This is a genomic window from Azonexus fungiphilus, from assembly GCF_003634965.1.
GTDB lineage: Bacteria > Pseudomonadota > Gammaproteobacteria > Burkholderiales > Rhodocyclaceae > Azonexus > Azonexus fungiphilus.
The window spans coordinates 61195-76845 of sequence record NZ_RBXP01000014.1 but is presented as its reverse complement, the minus strand read 5'-3'; the positions used below and the strand labels follow the sequence as shown (position 1 = coordinate 76845).

Genomic DNA, 15651 nt, shown 5'->3' with positions numbered 1-15651 from the left:
AACGAAGGCGCATTGTTCGTCGCCGGGCGGCGGCGCCGCCTTGACGCAGCGCAAAAAAACCCTGCGCCTTTTAAGGCATCTCAAGGCGGCGCCCGGCATCAGCGGCTAGCATCCGGGCACCCTAGCCCCGTCCGCCCTCGCCAATTGTCCTGCCACCCCGCCCGCAAAATTGCCCCGTTCCGGCGGTTGACCGTCAGAGGCACGCGATGACGCTGAAGCAGCAGGTCTGGCTGTTCCTCGGCGGGCTGTTCGCCTTGCTCTTCGCGGTCGACCTGTGGCTCAGCCACGGCCAGCTCAAGCGCGAGATGCGCGCTGCCGCCGAGACCGACGCGCGCACCGTCTACGACATCATCCTGGCAATGCGCGAGGTGTACCACCAGCAATTCCTCGACAGCGAGCTGCCGATCCGGCGCAACACCGTCGGCTTCCTGCCGGCCCACGCCCTGTCGCGGATCGGCGAGCAATTCGCCGGGCGCAGCGACACCGGCATCCGCTTCAACAACGTCTCCGACCGGCCGCGCAACCCGGACAACCAGGCCGACCGCCACGAACTGGCGGCGATGGCCTGGTACCGGGCCAATCCGCAGGCCAGCGAAAAGATCGACGAGATCGACGAAGGCGGCCACCCGGCGCTGCTGTACACCGCGCCGCTGTGGATCGAGGAATACTGCCTGAACTGCCACGGCAAGCCGCAAACGGCGCCCGCCGGGCTGCTCGCCGCCGACGACCCGGCCTTCGGCTACAAGATCGGCGACCTGCGCGGGCTGATCAGCATCCGCATTCCGACCGCCGCCTTCGAGCAGCGCTTCTGGCAGATCTGGGGCCAGCAACTGCTGGTCAAGATCGGCAGCTACCTGGCCCTGCTGCTCGGCATCGGCCTGCTGCTCGAACGCCTGGTCGTGCAGCGCCTGGCCCGTCTCGAGGCTGGCGCCCGGCGCATTGCCGCCGGCGACTACGCGTTGCCGCCGGGACCGCGCGGCAGCGACGAAATCGACCGCCTGGCCGAGGCCTTCGGCAACATGGCCGAGGACATCCGGGAACGCGAGACGCACCTGCGCAAGCTGTCGCTGGCCGTCGAGCAAAGCCCGGAAAGCATCGTCATCACCGACCTGCACGGCACCATCGAGTACGTCAATGCCTGCTTCGTACACACCACCGGCTACCGGCCGCACGAGGTGATCGGCGAGAACCCGCGCATCCTGCGTTCGGGCGACACGCCGCCCGAGGTGTACCAGGCGCTGTGGGAAACACTGACCGCCGGCCGCATCTGGCGCGGCGAATTCAACAACCGGCGGCGCGATGGCAGCGCCTATGTCGAGTCGGCGGTGATCGCCCCGCTGCACCAGGAAGACGGCCGGATCACGCACTACGTCGCGGTCAAGCAGGACATCACCGCACAGAAGCGGGCCGCCGCCGAACTGGCCGAGCATCGGGAGCGCCTCGAGGAACTGGTCGCCGCACGCACGCGCGAGCTGCACCAGGCCAAGGAACAGGCCGAGCAGGCCAGCCGCGCCAAAAGCAGCTTCCTGGCCAACATGAGCCACGAGATCCGGACCCCGCTCAACGCCATTCTCGGCATGGCCCACCTGATCCGCCGCGGCCGCCTCGACCCGCTGCAGGGCGAGCGCCTGCGCAAGCTCGAGGGCGCCAGCAGCCATCTGCTGCAGACGATCAACGGCGTCCTCGATCTGTCGAAGATCGAATCCGGCAAGCTCGAACTCGAGCGCACCGAAGTCCGCCTCGACGAAATCGTCGAGAACATTGGATCGATCCTGCACGACAAGTTCGCCGAAAAAGGCCTCGCCTATTCGAACCAGCTGCCGCCGCTGCTGCCGCCGCTGCTCGGCGACCCGACCCGGTTGCAGCAGGCACTGCTCAACTACCTCGGCAATGCCGTCAAGTTCACCGCCCACGGCAGCATCCACCTGCAGGTGGACGTCGTCGCCGAGGCAGACAGCCGGCTGCAGTTGCGCTTCGCAGTCAGCGACAGCGGCATCGGCATCGCCGCCGACGCGCTTGGCCGGCTGTTCGCCGCCTTCGAGCAGGCCGACAACTCGACCACCCGCCGTTTCGGCGGCTCCGGCCTGGGCCTGGCCATCGTCCGCCACATTGCCCGGGCGATGGACGGCGACGCCGGCGCCGAAAGCGAACCGGGGCGCGGCAGCCGTTTCTGGTTCACCGCCTGGCTGGACAAGGGGCGGCCGGCGCCGGCCCCGGCCCTGCCACCGCTCGCCGCCGAGAGTGCGCTCAAGGCACTGGCACCGGGCCTGCGCCTGCTGCTCGCCGACGACGAGCCGATCAACCGCGAAATCACCCGCCTGCTGCTCGAGGACGTCGGCCTGCACGTCGACACCGCCGGCGACGGTGCCCAGGCCCTCGCCGCGGCACGCGAGCGGCATTACGACCTGATCCTGATGGACATGCAGATGCCGGTCATGGACGGGTTGGCGGCGACGCGGGCGATTCTTGCCCTGCCCGGCCGGTCGACCGTGCCGGTGATCGCCACCACCGCCAACGCCTTCCTCGAAGACAAGGCCGCCTGCCTGCAGGCCGGCATGGTCGACGTGATCACCAAACCCCTGGCGCCGGAAGTCTTTTATGCCAAGCTGCATCAGTGGATCAGCATATGCCGAAAGGCATAGAAATTTTCCCCGGCCCCTAGGGTTTTGCCTAGAATGGCCGATTCGGAATTTCTCCGAACTGACGAACCATCATCAAACCGATAAAGGGGATCGGGCATGAAGATCAATTCGCCGGTGACGAACGTCGAGCGTCCTTTCCCGGACGGGAAATACATCGTCTCGCGCACCGACCTCAAGGGCATCATCACCTATGCCGACGACACCTTCGTCGACGTCAGCGGCTTCTCGCGCGAAGAGCTGATCGGCAGCAGCCACAACATCGTCCGCCATCCGGAAATGCCGCCGGCGGCGTTCGCCTGGGCCTGGGAGACGATCAAGGCCGACCGGCCGTGGCGCGGCATCGTCAAGAACCGCTGCCGCAACGGCGATTACTACTGGGTCGACGCGCTGATCGTGCCGGTGCTCAAGGACAACCGCAAGATCGGCTACATGTCGGTGCGGACCAAGCCGACCCGGCAGCAGGTCAGCGATGCCGAAGCGCTCTACCGCAAGCTCGCCGACGGCAGCGCGACGACGCCGAAAGCCTCGGCCTGGGCGCGCATCCCCCTGAGCACCAAGCTCAGTGCGCTGGTCATCGGGATGATCGTCGTCCAGGTACTCGGCGCCGGCCTGCAGGCCTTCACCGGCGAACTCGGCCTGAGCGCCGCGACGACCAACTGGCTGGCCAGCCTGTTCAGCCTGCTCGGCATCGGCGCCGGCATCGCGCTGATGCTGCTGCAGGGCAGCCTGATGACGATCGTCGGCCGGATCACCGGGCGCCTGCGCAACATCGCCCAGGGCGATCTGACCGACGAGATTCCGCTGCACCGCGTCGACGAGCTGGGGCGCCTCAACGACGCCCTGGTGACCATGCAGACCCACCTCAAGGCGATGATGGCGGAGATTGCCGAAGCCAGCGCGGCGGTCGGCGGCAACGCCGAATCGCTGACCCGGGAAATCGACGAGACGCGGCGCTCGACCGCCGCACAGTCGGCGGCAGCGAGCAGCATTGCCGCCGCCGTCGAGCAACTGGTGACCTCGGTCAACGAGATCGCCGACGGCGCCCAGCAGGCCTCGGATGCCGTGCTCGCCTCGGGCAGCCTGCTCGACGACGCCTCGCGACGCATGGCGCAGAGCCAGCAGGCCTCGGACAACGTCGTCGCCACGGTGCGCTCGGCCGGCAGCACGATGGACGAGCTGTTCCAGTCGATTTCGGCGATCGAGCGGGTCAGTCAGGTGATCCGCGAGATCGCCGACCAGACCAACCTGCTCGCCCTCAACGCGGCGATCGAGGCCGCCCGCGCCGGCGAAGCCGGCCGCGGCTTCGCGGTGGTCGCCGACGAGGTGCGCAAGCTGGCCGAGAATTCGAGCAAGCAGACCGGCGAGATCGCCACCAGCATCCACCGCATCCAGGGCAGCACGCATACCGCGGTGGCAACCATGAGCGAGGCCGCCGACCATGTCGGCGAGGCCAACGACGCTGCCGGCTCGGCCCGCGAGGGGCTGCAGGCGGTTGCCGAACAGGGCGGCAAGGTCCAGGAACTGGCCCAGCACATCGCCCACGGCACGCGCCAGCAGTCGGCCGCCGGCAACGAGATCGCGATCCGCATGGAAGACATCGTCAGCGGGGTCAACCAGACCTCGAAGACGATCCAGGAAGTCGGCCAGCGCAGCGAGGAAATGAAGCAGACCGCCAGCCGCCTGCGCGAGCTGATCGGCTACTTCCGCTTCATCCGCTGAACGCCTGGAAGCGCCCGGCGGCACTGCCGTCCGGGTGCGGCCGGCGGCCGTCGGCGAGGCTCAGCGTGGCCGCCAGGGCGGCTTCCGACGGCGCCAGCAGCTGCCGATAGAGCGCCGCGCACAACCGGCGCGCCTGTTCGCCCGGCCAGTCGGCCGGCAGCAGCGCCGCCGGCAGTTGCGGATCGCGCAGCAGCAGGCGGCGATAATCGTGGATCAGCAGCAGACGCAGGCGCAAGGCCTGCTCGTCGCTCGGCAGCGTCGCCGCCAGGCGCTCGGCGAGCGGCCGGTAGAGGGCGAGGAAACCGGCATACGAAGCAGCCAGCGCCGGCAGGTTCCAGGCCCGCGCGACCAGTTCGGCATTGCACGCCGGCAGGCCGCAGTCGGCCTCGGCGGCGAGCAGCGGCAGCAAGCCCGGACAGGGGACGCCGGCAGGTCCGGCGAGGGCCTCGCAGACCGCGGCGAGATCGGCGCCGGGATGCACGAAGCAGTCGCTGCCGAAGGCCCCGAATCCCTGCCAGAAGAGCGCCTTGCGCAGTTGCTCGCGCTCCTTCGCCGGACGCTCGCCGAGCACCAGCAGCAGGCGCCAGCGGCCATCCCAGCGCGGCGCCTCGGCGGCGTAGATGTGGCGGGCGGCGGCTTCGAAACGGCGGCGCCCGACCGCGGTCAGGCAGTAATCGGCGCGCCGGCCGACGCTCTCGGGGTGCAGCCATTCGTCGCGGACCAGGCGGAAGACCGCGGTGCGCACCTGGCGCTCGTTGAGGCCGCACGGCCGCAGCAGGCGGATCAGGCTGCCGAGCCAGAGGCGGCCGCCGTAAGGCAGGACGGCATCGCCGAAGGCGGAAACGATCAGCGAACCGGCGCGCAGCGGACGCTGCCGGCAGAAATCCTCCAGGTCGGACGGGGTGGCAGCGCTCAAGCGGGCCTCGATGGCGGCAAAGGCGGCATGTTAGCGACTCGGCCGGCGCCTGAACAGGGCAGCCCCTAGGCCGCCGGCGCCGCTCTCGCTAAGATGTCGGCTGCCGCGCGGCGGCAATCGACAACGATAACGACACAGGAGAACACAATGAGCAACGTCATCCTCAGCGAAATCCACGGCAAGGTCGGCCTGATCCGCATCAACCGCCCGGAAGCGATGAACGCGCTGAACAACGACGTGGTGGACGGCATCGCCGCCGCCATCGACGCCTTCGAAGCCGACGAGAACATCGGCTGCATCGTCCTCACCGGCAGCGAGAAGGCCTTCGCCGCCGGCGCCGACATCGGCTTCATGAAGGATTTCGACTACATGCACGCCTACAAGACCGACTTCATCACCCGCAACTGGGAGCGCATCAAGACCGCGCGCAAGCCGGTGATCGCGGCGGTGGCCGGCTTCGCGCTGGGCGGCGGCTGCGAGATGGCGATGATGTGCGACATGATCTTCGCCGCCGATACGGCCAGGTTCGGCCAGCCGGAAATCCGCCTCGGCACCATGCCCGGCGCCGGCGGCACCCAGCGCCTGCCGCGTGCGGTCGGCAAGGCCAAGGCGATGGACCTGTGCCTGACGGCGCGCATGATGGACGCCGCCGAGGCCGAGAAATCCGGCCTGGTCGCCCGCGTCATCCCGGCCGAGCAGCTGATGGAGGAAACCCTGAAGGCGGCGGCGACGATCGCCGGCTACTCGCTGCCGGTGATCATGATGATCAAGGAAGCGGTCAACCGCAGCTTCGAGAGCTCGCTCAACGAAGGCCTGCTCTTCGAACGCCGCGCCTTCCACGCCTCGTTCGGCCTCGAGGACCAGAAGGAAGGCATGGCCGCCTTCGTCGAGAAGCGCAAGCCGGCCTTCAAGAACCGCTGACCGGCGTTCACGGTCGACGCCGGAAATTGCCCGTTTTTCGCCGTCGACCGTGAGCTTTCCATGCACCTGCTCGTCGACATCAGCGGCCACGGCTACGGCCACCTGGCGATCGCCGCCCCGGTCGTCGACGCGCTCGCCGCCCGCCACCCCGACTGGCGGCTGACGCTGCGCAGCCGGCTGCCGCCAGCCCTGCTGCGCCAGCGCATCCGGGCGCCGTTTGCGCATCTCGCCGGCGGCAGCGACTTCGGCCTGGTCATGCACGACACGCTGCGCGTGGACCTTGCCGCCAGCGCCGCTGCCTACCGCGCCGCCCACGCCGACTGGCCGCGCGCCGTCGCCGGGGAAGCCGGACAGCTGCGCCGGCTCGGCGTCGACGCGGTGCTCACCAACGTCGCCTATCTGCCGCTCGCCGCCGCCGCCCGTCTCGGGCTGCCGGCGTGCAGCTTCTGCTCGCTCAACTGGGCCGACCTGTTCGCCCATTTCTTCGCCGATCAGGCCTGGGCGGCGCCGATCCACGCCGAGATCCTCGCCGCCTACCGCAGCGCCGCCGCCTTCCTGCGCGTCACCCCGGGCATGCCGATGCCGGCGCTGGCACCGACCGCGGTCGGCACGGTGGCGGCGCTCGGCCGCCGCCAGCGCCTGCTCGGCGCCGGCCTGCGCAGCGTGCTGGTCGCCCCCGGCGGCATCGCCCACCGCCTGCCGCTCGAACGCTGGCCGCGCCTGCCCGGCATCCGCTGGCTGGTGCCGGCGGCCTGGCAGGTCGAGCATCCCGATGCGCTGGTCCAGGAAAGTTTCGGCCTGGCCTTCACCGACCTCCTCGCCTCGGCCGACGCGGTGCTGACCAAGCCCGGCTACGGCACCTTCACCGAAGCCGCGGCCAACGCAACGCCGGTGCTTTACCTGCGCCGCGCCGACTGGCCGGAACAGGACTGCCTGATCGAATGGCTGCACGAGCACGGCCGGGCCCTCGAAATCGCCCCGGAACTGGCGGCGACCGGAGAGCTGGCAGCGCCGCTGGCGCAGTTGTGGGCGCAGCCGGCAGCAAGCGCCGCGGTGCGCCTGGAAGCGCCGGCGATCGCCGCCCGGGTGGCGGCGGTGCTGCTCAGAAGCTGAAGCCGAATTCCTTGAGCAGTTCGCCGGTCTCGCACAACGGCAGGCCCATGATCCCGGTGTAGCTGCCGGCAATGTGGGCGACGAACAGCCCGGCGCGGCCCTGGATGCCATAGGCGCCGGCCTTGTCCATCGGTTCGCCGGAGAGCACGTAATGGCGGATCTCGGCGGCGCTGATGGCGCGGAAGCGGACCTCGCTGACCGACTGCAGGTAGCGGCAGCGCGTCTCGTCGGCGACGGCGACGCCGGTGATGACCCGGTGCACCTGGCCGGACAGGCGCTGCAGGATGGCCTCGGCGTCGGCGGCATCGACCGGCTTGCCGATGATCTCGCCGGCAAACTCGAGCGTGGTGTCGGCCGACAGCACCGGATGCGCCAGCAGCCGGCGCTCGCCGATGATCTGCAGGCCCTGCGCCGCCTTCGCCCGGGTCACCCGCTCGACGTAGGCGGCGGCGGCTTCGCCGGGCAGCGGCGTTTCATCGACCTCGACATCGCCGATCAGGGTTTCGAAATCGACGCCGATCTGGTGCAGCAGTTCACGACGGCGCGGACTGCGCGAGGCAAGATAGAGACGCATCAGCCTTCCCGGTGATAAGGATGGTTCTTGAGCACGCTGACCGCGCGGTAGAGCTGCTCGCAGAGCAGCAGCCGGGCCATGCCGTGCGGCAGGGTCAGGCTGGACAGGCGGATCTTCTCGGCGGCACGCTGCTTGAGCGCCTCGTCGATGCCGTCGGCGCCGCCGATCAGCAAGGCCACGTCGCGCCCGTCCTGCATCCATGCCTCGAGGCGCCGGGCCAGCTTGAGCGTGGTCAGGTCCTCGCCCTTCTCGTCGAGGACGACCAGCCGGCAGCTCGCCGACAGGGCGTCGTCGATCCGCGCCTTTTCGGCGGCGAGCAGCTGTTCGCGGGTTTTCGAGCCGCGTGGCTCGGGCTTGATCTCGGTGACGCTGGCCGCGCATTCGCGCGGCATCCGCTTGAGGTACTCGGCGCAACCGGCGTCAACCCAGTCGGGCTGACGATGGCCGACGGCGAGGATCGCCAGCTTCATTCGCCGGCGGCCGGCTCCGCCAGCTTGCGGCGCTGGGCAGGGGTCAGCTGCCAGAGCTCCTCGAGGTTGTAGTGGGCACGCACGGCCGGCTGCATGACATGGACGACGACGTCGCCGATGTCCACGAGTACCCATTCGCCGGCGTCCTCGCCCTCGGTCGAGATGATCTCGCCGCCGGCTTCCTTGACCTTGACGACGACGTTGTTGGCGAGCGCCTTGACCTGACGGTTGGAATCGCCGGTGGCAATGATCACCCGGTCGAACATCGATGTGAGCTTGGTGGTGTTGATGACTTCGATGTCCTTGCCCTTGATGTCTTCGAGGGCGGATACGACGATTTTTTGCAGCTTGCGGATGTCCATCAGGGGTTTCTGTAAAGGGAATGGGACGAAATATAGTCGAGAACGCCATCCGGCAGCAAATAACGGGCCGACAAGCCGTTCGCCAGCAGCTTGCGGATCTGCGTCGCCGAAATCGCCAGCTGGGTCATCGCGAAGGTGACGATGCCGCCGCCGGGCGCCGCGCGCAAACCGCCGACGTCGGCCAGCCGGCGCTGGCGGAAGGCGTCGGCGAGCGCCGTCGGCAGGCTCGCCGCCTCGACCGGAAAACCGGGCCGGTGCGAGACCGCAACGTGCGCCAGGTCGAGGATCTCCGGCCAGCGATGCCAGCCGGCGAGGCCGGCGAAGGCGTCGGCGCCGACGAGCAGGACCAGCGGCTGCACCGGCCCGAGTTCGGCGCGCAGGCGTTCGAGCGTGAGCACCGTGTAGCTTGGCGCCGCCGCCTCGACCTCGGCCGGATCGACCGAAAAACGCGGATTATCGGCCGTCGACCGTGACACCATGGCCAGACGCTGCGCCGCGGTCACCTGCGGCGCCCCGCGATGCGGCGGATTGCCGGCGGGAATCCAGCGCACCCCGGCCAGGCCGAGCTGGGCGATGGCCTCTTCGGCCAGCCGCAGATGGCCGTAATGCACCGGATCGAAGGTCCCGCCGAACAGGCCGAGTGGCTCAGACAATTTCGGAAATACCGAAGATGTCGCGGTAGGCGACGTAGAAGCTGGCGAACACGGTCGGCGCGATGACCAGCGCCATGGCGACGCTGACCAGCACCGCCGCGATCTGCTGCAGGCCGGGGAAGAGGATCAGCAGCAGGCCGAGCAGCAGGCCGGGCACGACCGCGGCGACGATGAACAGGCCCAGCGCGTAGACGACGAAGCTGCGCCAGTTCATGTAGCAGGCGACGAAGCTGAAGAACAGCGACTTGCCAAGCGGCTGCCGGTGCCAGGCGGCGAGTACCGGCGCGAACCACCAGGCCATCAGCACCGGCACCATCAGGATCGCGGCGAGCAGGGCCGACAGCGTGAAGTCGGCATCCTCGACCAGCGCCCGCTCGGCACGGCTGTCGGCGAGCATGTAGCGGAGCAGGTCGCCGCCGTCGGCCAGCGTCGACAGGCCGAGCACGGCCAGCGTCGCCAGCAGGTAGAGGGCACCGAGCAGCAGCAGCGTGCGCAGGTTGTCGCGAAAACCGGCGAAGAGCATCGGCAACTGCACTGCCTGGCCGCGCTCGATGCCGCGCGCCGCGGTCATCAGCCCGACCGAGAGCGCGGGGATGACCATCGACGCGGCGAGCGCCCCGACCACCGGGAAGACGTTGAGGAAGACGACGATGAACCAGTAGGTGACGACCAGCATCGAGAACATCAGCGGATTGCGCCGGTAGATCGCGAAGCCGCCGGTCACCCACTGCCAGCCGGCGGCGGCCGGCAGGTTTTGCGCGCGCATCGTTCAGGCCCCCGGGAAGATGTCGCGGTAGGATGCGTACACCGCGGCCGAGAAGATCGGCAGCAGCAACAGCAATCCGAGACCGACCGGGAGCAGCGCGAAGAAGCCGGCGACCACGAGGAAGATGCCGAAGATGATCATCGCCAGCCAGTTGCGCAGGCCGGCGGCGAAGCTCGCCTTCATCGCGGCGAGCGGCTGCATGCCGTGGAAATAGACCAGCGCCGGCGCAAACCAGGTGGCCATGATCACCGGCACCGACAGCACCAGCACCAGCAGCCCGGCGAGCATGACGCCGCCGAAGGCGATGCCGAAACCGCCGATGCGTCCGGACACCGCGCCGCCGAGGAAGCCGCCGCCGATCAGCACGACGGCGATCAGCGCGATGCCGAAAACGCCGAGGGCGAAGAACACGCCGACCATCACCAGTTGCCCGGCCTGCTGGCGGAAACCGGCGAACAGCTCGCCGATCTGCGGTTCGCCGTCGTTGGCGATGGTCCGGCAGATCTGCAGCATGCCGGCGCCGAACAGCGGCACCAGCAGGTGGGCGGCGATCAGGCCGAACACCGGCGGGATCGAGATGGCCATCAGCATGACCAGCAGCAGCACACTGCTGCCCAGCCAGATGCCGGGATGTGCAAGGAACATCGCCCAGCCTTGGGCGAGCCAGTCGAAGCAGGCGCCGGCATCGACCTCGCGGCTGTTGCCGTCGAAAGGCGCCGGGGCCATCGGGAATTGCGGAGTTTCGCTCATGCGCGGATGCTAGCCGGGGAGCGCCGGCGGGGCAAGGCGGAATTGCTCGAGCAGGCGGCGGAAGTCGTCCGGATCCTTGACCGTCACCACCTCGCCGGCGCGCGGCCGCAGCCTGGCATCGAGGCGCAACAGCCAGAAGCGCAGCGCCGCCGCCCGCCGTACCGCCGACCAGGCGGCCTGCTCGGCGGCGGTCAGGGGGCGGACGCCGGCATAGCCATCGACCAGCGCCGCCAGCCGCGCATCGTCCGGGCACCAGTCGTTGGCGACGACGGCCAGATCGAACAGCCAGGCATCGACACCGGCAAAGTAGAAATCGAGCAATCCGCCGAGTCGACCGTCAGCGTCCCAGAGCACGTTGTCGCGGAACAGGTCGGCGTGGATCACGCCCTGCGGCAGCACCGACCAGTCCTGATTTGCCTGGAAGGCAAGCTCGTCGGCGAGCAAGGCCGCTTCGGCCGCGCCGAGCAGCGGCAGCAGATCGGCGCCGACCGCTTGCCGCCACGCCGCACCGCAAGGATTGGCCGGTGCCCCGGCGAGATCGGCGGCCGCCAGATGGAGTTGCGCCAGGGCGGCACCGACGGCCCGGCATTGGGCAGCATCGGGCTGATCGACGGCGCGCCCCGGGAGACAGGTGAGCAACGCCGCCGGCTTGCCGCACAACGGTCGCCAGCGCTGGCCGGCGGCGTCGGCCAGCGGCCGCGGACAAGGCAGGCCGGCATCGGCGAGATGCGCCTGCAGGTGCAGGTAGAAATCGAGGCCGGCCGGATCGATCGCCTCGAACAACGTGAGCACGTAGCGGCCGCGCCCGGTGCTGACGAAGTAATTGGAATTCTGCATGCCGGCGGCGATGCCGGCATGCTCAAGCAGTTCGCCGGCCGCCAGCGGTGCCAGCCAGGCGGCGAGTTCGGCGCGCCCGACCGTGGTGTAGACCGACAAGGCTTACCAGCTGTGGATGACCCACATCGGCGGCCGCACCGGGTTGGGATTGATCTCGGTCTCGATCATCACGCCGTCGCCCTGGCGGTCGACCAGGTAGTAGGGCTTGCCGGCGGCCGGCGTGACCCGGACCATGTACAGCTTGCCGTTGATCCGGTATTCCTCGCGGGTTTCCTTGTCGTTGCGGACGATCGTCACCTGCGGCTCGAGCGCCGCATCGAAGGCTTCCATCTCGGGCGGCGGCGGCGGCACCGCCGGCAGGGGTTGCAGGTCGCCGCGCTGGGCCCAGACGGGCAAGGCAGCGAGCAGCAGGATCGGGAACAGACGGCGCATGGGATTTCCTTTCGGGTTCGCTGCCATTTTATTACAGGTTGAGCATCATCTCCCGTTCGTTCGGCAGCGGGCTGAACGGACGCGCTTCGTAATGCTTGAAGATCGCCTCGACGATCTTTTCCGGTTCGTCGATCAGCTGGATCAGGTGCATGTCTTCGGCGTCGATCATCTTCTCGCGCACCAGCGTTTCCTTGAACCAGTCGATCAGGCCCTTCCAGAAATCCGAGCAGACCAGGATGATCGGCATGCGGCGCGCCTTGCCGGTCTGGATCAGGGTCAGCGCCTCCATCAGCTCGTCGAGCGTGCCGAAACCACCGGGCATGACGACGTAGGCGCTGGCGAAGCGGACGAACATGTACTTGCGCGCGAAGAAGTGGCGGAAGGTCTGCGAGATGTCCTGGTAGGGATTGTTGGCCTGCTCGTGCGGCAGCTGGATGTTGAGGCCGACCGACGGCGACTTGCCGTGGAAGGCACCCTTGTTGGCCGCCTCCATGATCCCGGGGCCGCCGCCGGAGATCACCGAGAAGCCGGAATCGGAGAGCAGACGGGCAACGCGCTCGGTCAGGTCGTAGTAGGGCGTGCCTTCCTTGACCCGGGCGGAACCGAAGATGGTCACCGCCGGCTTGATCGCCGCCAGGCGGTCGGTGGCCTCGACGAACTCTGACATAATGCCGAAAATCCGCCAGGATTCGCGGGCCGTCGCGCTTTTCAGCAAGGCCTCGGTCTCGATCCCCATCACCAGTTTTTCGTTTTCGGTCATCGCCATGCCTCTCTTGTTGTTGGTGGACGGTTCGTCCTATCTGTACCGCGCCTATCACGCCCTGCCCGACCTGCGGAATCCGGCCGGCGAGCCGACTGGCGCGCTGTACGGGGTTTTGAACATGCTACGTCGTCTGGAAAGCGACCACAAGGCGGACTACAAGGCCGTGGTCTTCGACGCCAAGGGCAAGACCTTCCGCGACGACTGGTATCCCGAATACAAGGCGCACCGCCCGCCGATGCCCGACGACCTGCGAGCCCAGATCGAGCCGATCCACGCCGCCATCGCCGCCGCCGGCTGGCCGGTGCTGTGCGTCGACGGCGTCGAGGCCGACGACGTGATCGGCACGCTGGCGACGAAAGCTGCCGCCGACGGCATCGACACGCTGATTTCCACCGGCGACAAGGACCTGACCCAGCTGGTCGGCCCGCATGTCCGCTGGTACAACACGATGAGCGAGGAAATGCTCGACGCGACCGGCGTCGAAGCCAAGTTCGGCGTCCCGCCTTCGCTGATCGTCGATTACCTGGCGCTGGTCGGCGACACCGTCGACGGCGTTCCCGGCGTCGCCAAATGCGGGCCGAAGACCGCCGTCAAATGGCTGACGCAGTACGGCTCGCTCGACGAAATCGTCGCCAACGCCGACAAGATCAGCGGCGTGGTCGGCCAGAACCTGCGCGACCACCTCGACTTCCTGCCGCTCGGCAGGAAACTCGTCACCGTCGTCTGCGACCTGCCGGATTTGCCGGCGCCGAGCGCGTTGACCGCAACAGCCCGCGACCGCGACACCTTGCGCGACCTGTACACGCGCTACAACTTCCGCACCTGGACGCGCGAACTGGACAGCGATGCGCCGCCGGCCGGCGAAGAAACTGCCACGCCACCGGCCGCACCCAGCGAAGTCCGCTACGACACGGTGTTCACCTGGGAACAGTTCGAGCACTGGCTGAAAAAGATCGAAACTGCGCCGTTGACCGCGCTCGACACCGAAACCACCAGCCTCGACAGCTTCGCCGCGCGCATCGTCGGCATCTCGCTGTCGGTCACGCCCGGCGATGCCTGCTACATTCCGCTCGCCCACAACGGCCCCGGCGTCGCCGAGCAGTTGCCGCGCGACGAGGTGCTGGCGAAACTGAAGCCCTGGCTGGAAAACGCCGAACGCCAAAAAGTGCTGCAGAACGCCAAGTACGACCAGCACGTCTTCGCCAACCACGCCATCGCGCTGGCCGGCATCGCCCACGACACCATGCTGCAGAGCTACGTCATCGAATCCGACAAGGGCCACGACCTTGGCCAGTTGTGCAGTCGCCACCTCGGCCTCGCAACGATCGCCTACGAGGACCTGTGCGGCAAGGGCGCCAAGCAGATCGGCTTCGACCAGGTGGACATCGAGCGCGCCGCCACCTACGCCGCCGAGGACGCCGATGTCACGCTGCGCGTCCATGACGTGCTGCACCCGCAATTCGCCAACGAACCCGGTCTATCGCACATCTATCACGAGATCGAACTGCCGGCCCGGCAGGTGATCTGGCAGATGGAGCGTACCGGCATCCTGATCGACGGCGACACGCTCGCCCGCCAGAGCCACGAGATCGGCCAGAAGATCATGGCGCTGGAAGCGCAGGCCTACGAACTCGCCGGCCAGCCGTTCAACCTCGCTTCGCCCAAGCAACTCGGCGAAATCCTGTTCGGCAAGCTGGGCCTGCCGGTGAAAAAGAAAACCGCCTCCGGCGGCCCGTCCACCGACGAGGAAGTGCTCTCCGAACTGGCGCTCGACTACCCGCTGCCCAAGCTCCTGCTCGAACACCGCTCGCTGTCGAAGCTGAAGGGCACCTACACCGACAAGCTGCCGCGCATGATCAACCCGGACAGCGGCCGCGTGCATACGCATTTCTCGCAGGCGTCCGTGGTCACCGGCCGGCTCGCCTCCAGCGAACCCAACCTGCAGAACATCCCGGTGCGCACCGACGAAGGGCGGAAAATCCGCACCGCCTTCGTCGCCCCCGAAGGCAGCAGCATCGTCTCGGCCGACTACTCGCAGATCGAGCTGCGCATCATGGCCCACCTCTCCGGCGACGCCCGCCTGCTCGACGCCTTCGCCCAAGGCGAGGACGTGCACCGCGCCACCGCCGCCGAGATCTTCGGGGTCACGCCGCTGGAAGTCGGCCCGGACCAACGGCGCGTCGCCAAGAGCATCAACTTCGGCCTGATCTACGGCATGAGCGCCTTCGGCCTGGCCCGCCAGTTGGGCCTGGAGCGCAGCGCCGCGCAGACCTACATCGACCGCTACTTCGCCCGTTACCCCGGCGTCGCCCGCTACATGGAAGAAGCCCGCGCCACGGTGCGCGAGCACGGCTACGTCGAGACCGTTTACGGTCGACGGCTGTGGTTGCCGGAAATCCGTTCGAGCAACGGCAACCGCCGCCAGGCCGCCGAGCGCGCGGCAATCAATGCGCCGATGCAGGGCACCGCCGCCGACCTGATCAAGCTCGCCATGATCGCCGTCCAGGGCTGGCTGGAGCAGACCGCCCGCCAGTCGAAGCTGGTCCTGCAGGTGCACGACGAACTGGTACTCGAAGTGCCGGACGCCGAGCTGATGGAAATCCGCACCCACCTGCCGCGCCTGATGACCCAGGTGGCGCAGTTGAAGGTGCCGCTGCTGGTCGAAGTCGGCGTCGGGCCGAACTGGGAAGCCGCGCACTGAAAGCACGAAAAAAAGGAAACGCTTAAGTTTCC

General features: G+C 68.3%; 15 protein-coding genes. 5 read left to right on the top strand and 10 right to left on the bottom strand.

Going from position 1 to position 15651, the window contains the following annotated elements; genetic code table 11:
• Nucleotides 1–206 precede the first annotated feature (206 nt).
• Complete coding sequence (locus DFR40_RS07970) at nt 207–2642, top strand: c-type heme family protein (protein WP_121457966.1); 2436 nt, start codon at nt 207–209, stop codon at nt 2640–2642.
• 96 nt (nt 2643–2738) lie between these two features.
• Nucleotides 2739–4361: a methyl-accepting chemotaxis protein gene (locus tag DFR40_RS07965; protein WP_121457965.1), complete on the top strand. Its 1623-nt coding sequence runs from the start codon at nt 2739–2741 to the stop codon at nt 4359–4361.
• On the opposite strand, the gene paaX is transcribed toward DFR40_RS07965, so the two are convergent.
• Nucleotides 4351–5277, bottom strand: a complete 927-nt coding sequence (gene paaX / locus DFR40_RS07960; protein ID WP_211329762.1) for a phenylacetic acid degradation operon negative regulatory protein PaaX — start codon at nt 5275–5277, stop codon at nt 4351–4353. The two genes, DFR40_RS07965 and paaX, sit on opposite strands and share 11 nt — an antisense overlap.
• Nucleotides 5278–5424: 147 nt before the next feature.
• Between paaX and DFR40_RS07955 the strand changes: the two genes are divergently transcribed.
• Together DFR40_RS07955 and DFR40_RS07950 are read left to right on the top strand one after the other, a co-directional pair.
• Complete coding sequence (locus DFR40_RS07955; RefSeq protein WP_121457964.1) at nt 5425–6198, top strand: enoyl-CoA hydratase; 774 nt, start codon at nt 5425–5427, stop codon at nt 6196–6198.
• Nucleotides 6199–6258: 60 nt separating this feature from the next.
• The gene (locus tag DFR40_RS07950; RefSeq protein WP_121457963.1) at nt 6259–7311 is read left to right on the top strand and encodes a hypothetical protein; all 1053 of its coding nucleotides are present in this window, start codon (nt 6259–6261) and stop codon (nt 7309–7311) included.
• Here DFR40_RS07950 and DFR40_RS07945 read toward each other — a convergent pair.
• The 9 genes from DFR40_RS07945 to DFR40_RS07905 are packed head-to-tail and all read right to left on the bottom strand — an operon-like array spanning nt 7301 to nt 12915.
• Entirely contained in the window at nt 7301–7885 is a 585-nt protein-coding gene (locus DFR40_RS07945; RefSeq protein ID WP_121457962.1) for a Maf family protein, read from the bottom strand. The genes DFR40_RS07950 and DFR40_RS07945 overlap by 11 nt on opposite strands.
• The gene (gene rlmH / locus DFR40_RS07940; protein ID WP_121457961.1) at nt 7885–8355 is read right to left on the bottom strand and encodes a 23S rRNA (pseudouridine(1915)-N(3))-methyltransferase RlmH; all 471 of its coding nucleotides are present in this window, start codon (nt 8353–8355) and stop codon (nt 7885–7887) included. The genes DFR40_RS07945 and rlmH overlap by 1 nt, the downstream gene beginning before the upstream one ends.
• Complete coding sequence (gene rsfS / locus DFR40_RS07935; RefSeq protein ID WP_121457960.1) at nt 8352–8717, bottom strand: ribosome silencing factor; 366 nt, start codon at nt 8715–8717, stop codon at nt 8352–8354. Before rsfS ends, rlmH begins: the two co-directional genes overlap by 4 nt.
• Nucleotides 8717–9370 (bottom strand): nicotinate-nucleotide adenylyltransferase, encoded by a 654-nt coding sequence (gene nadD, locus DFR40_RS07930; protein ID WP_121457959.1) that lies wholly within the window; start codon nt 9368–9370, stop codon nt 8717–8719. Before nadD ends, rsfS begins: the two co-directional genes overlap by 1 nt.
• Nucleotides 9363–10136, bottom strand: a complete 774-nt coding sequence (locus DFR40_RS07925; protein ID WP_121457958.1) for a BPSS1780 family membrane protein — start codon at nt 10134–10136, stop codon at nt 9363–9365. The genes nadD and DFR40_RS07925 overlap by 8 nt, the downstream gene beginning before the upstream one ends.
• A 3-nt stretch (nt 10137–10139) precedes the next feature.
• Complete coding sequence (locus DFR40_RS07920) at nt 10140–10886, bottom strand: BPSS1780 family membrane protein (protein ID WP_121457957.1); 747 nt, start codon at nt 10884–10886, stop codon at nt 10140–10142.
• A 9-nt stretch (nt 10887–10895) separates the two neighbouring features.
• Nucleotides 10896–11822, bottom strand: a complete 927-nt coding sequence (locus tag DFR40_RS07915; protein ID WP_121457956.1) for a homoserine kinase — start codon at nt 11820–11822, stop codon at nt 10896–10898.
• 3 nt (nt 11823–11825) lie between these two features.
• Nucleotides 11826–12155, bottom strand: a complete 330-nt coding sequence (locus tag DFR40_RS07910) for a DUF2782 domain-containing protein (RefSeq protein WP_121457955.1) — start codon at nt 12153–12155, stop codon at nt 11826–11828.
• Between the two features lie 31 nt (nt 12156–12186).
• Nucleotides 12187–12915, bottom strand: a complete 729-nt coding sequence (locus DFR40_RS07905) for an LOG family protein (RefSeq protein WP_121458240.1) — start codon at nt 12913–12915, stop codon at nt 12187–12189.
• 4 nt (nt 12916–12919) lie between these two features.
• Here DFR40_RS07905 and polA point away from each other — a divergent pair, with 4 nt between their 5' ends.
• Entirely contained in the window at nt 12920–15619 is a 2700-nt protein-coding gene (gene polA, locus DFR40_RS07900) for a DNA polymerase I (protein WP_121457954.1), read from the top strand.
• Nucleotides 15620–15651 lie beyond the last annotated feature (32 nt).

Bases quoted from the DNA above. Each gene is read 5' to 3' on its own strand.
- rsfS (WP_121457960.1), bottom strand. From the start codon at position 8,717: ATGGACATCCGCAAGCTGCAAAAAATCGTCGTATCCGCCCTCGAAGAC.
- DFR40_RS07965 (WP_121457965.1), top strand. From the start codon at position 2,739: ATGAAGATCAATTCGCCGGTGACGAACGTCGAGCGTCCTTTCCCGGAC.
- DFR40_RS07925 (WP_121457958.1), bottom strand. From the start codon at position 10,136: ATGCGCGCGCAAAACCTGCCGGCCGCCGCCGGCTGGCAGTGGGTGACC.
- DFR40_RS07970 (WP_121457966.1), top strand. From the start codon at position 207: ATGACGCTGAAGCAGCAGGTCTGGCTGTTCCTCGGCGGGCTGTTCGCC.
- DFR40_RS07955 (WP_121457964.1), top strand. From the start codon at position 5,425: ATGAGCAACGTCATCCTCAGCGAAATCCACGGCAAGGTCGGCCTGATC.
- DFR40_RS07905 (WP_121458240.1), bottom strand. From the start codon at position 12,915: ATGACCGAAAACGAAAAACTGGTGATGGGGATCGAGACCGAGGCCTTG.
- DFR40_RS07950 (WP_121457963.1), top strand. From the start codon at position 6,259: ATGCACCTGCTCGTCGACATCAGCGGCCACGGCTACGGCCACCTGGCG.
- rlmH (WP_121457961.1), bottom strand. From the start codon at position 8,355: ATGAAGCTGGCGATCCTCGCCGTCGGCCATCGTCAGCCCGACTGGGTT.
- DFR40_RS07910 (WP_121457955.1), bottom strand. From the start codon at position 12,155: ATGCGCCGTCTGTTCCCGATCCTGCTGCTCGCTGCCTTGCCCGTCTGG.
- polA (WP_121457954.1), top strand. From the start codon at position 12,920: ATGCCTCTCTTGTTGTTGGTGGACGGTTCGTCCTATCTGTACCGCGCC.
- DFR40_RS07920 (WP_121457957.1), bottom strand. From the start codon at position 10,886: ATGAGCGAAACTCCGCAATTCCCGATGGCCCCGGCGCCTTTCGACGGC.
- DFR40_RS07945 (WP_121457962.1), bottom strand. From the start codon at position 7,885: ATGCGTCTCTATCTTGCCTCGCGCAGTCCGCGCCGTCGTGAACTGCTG.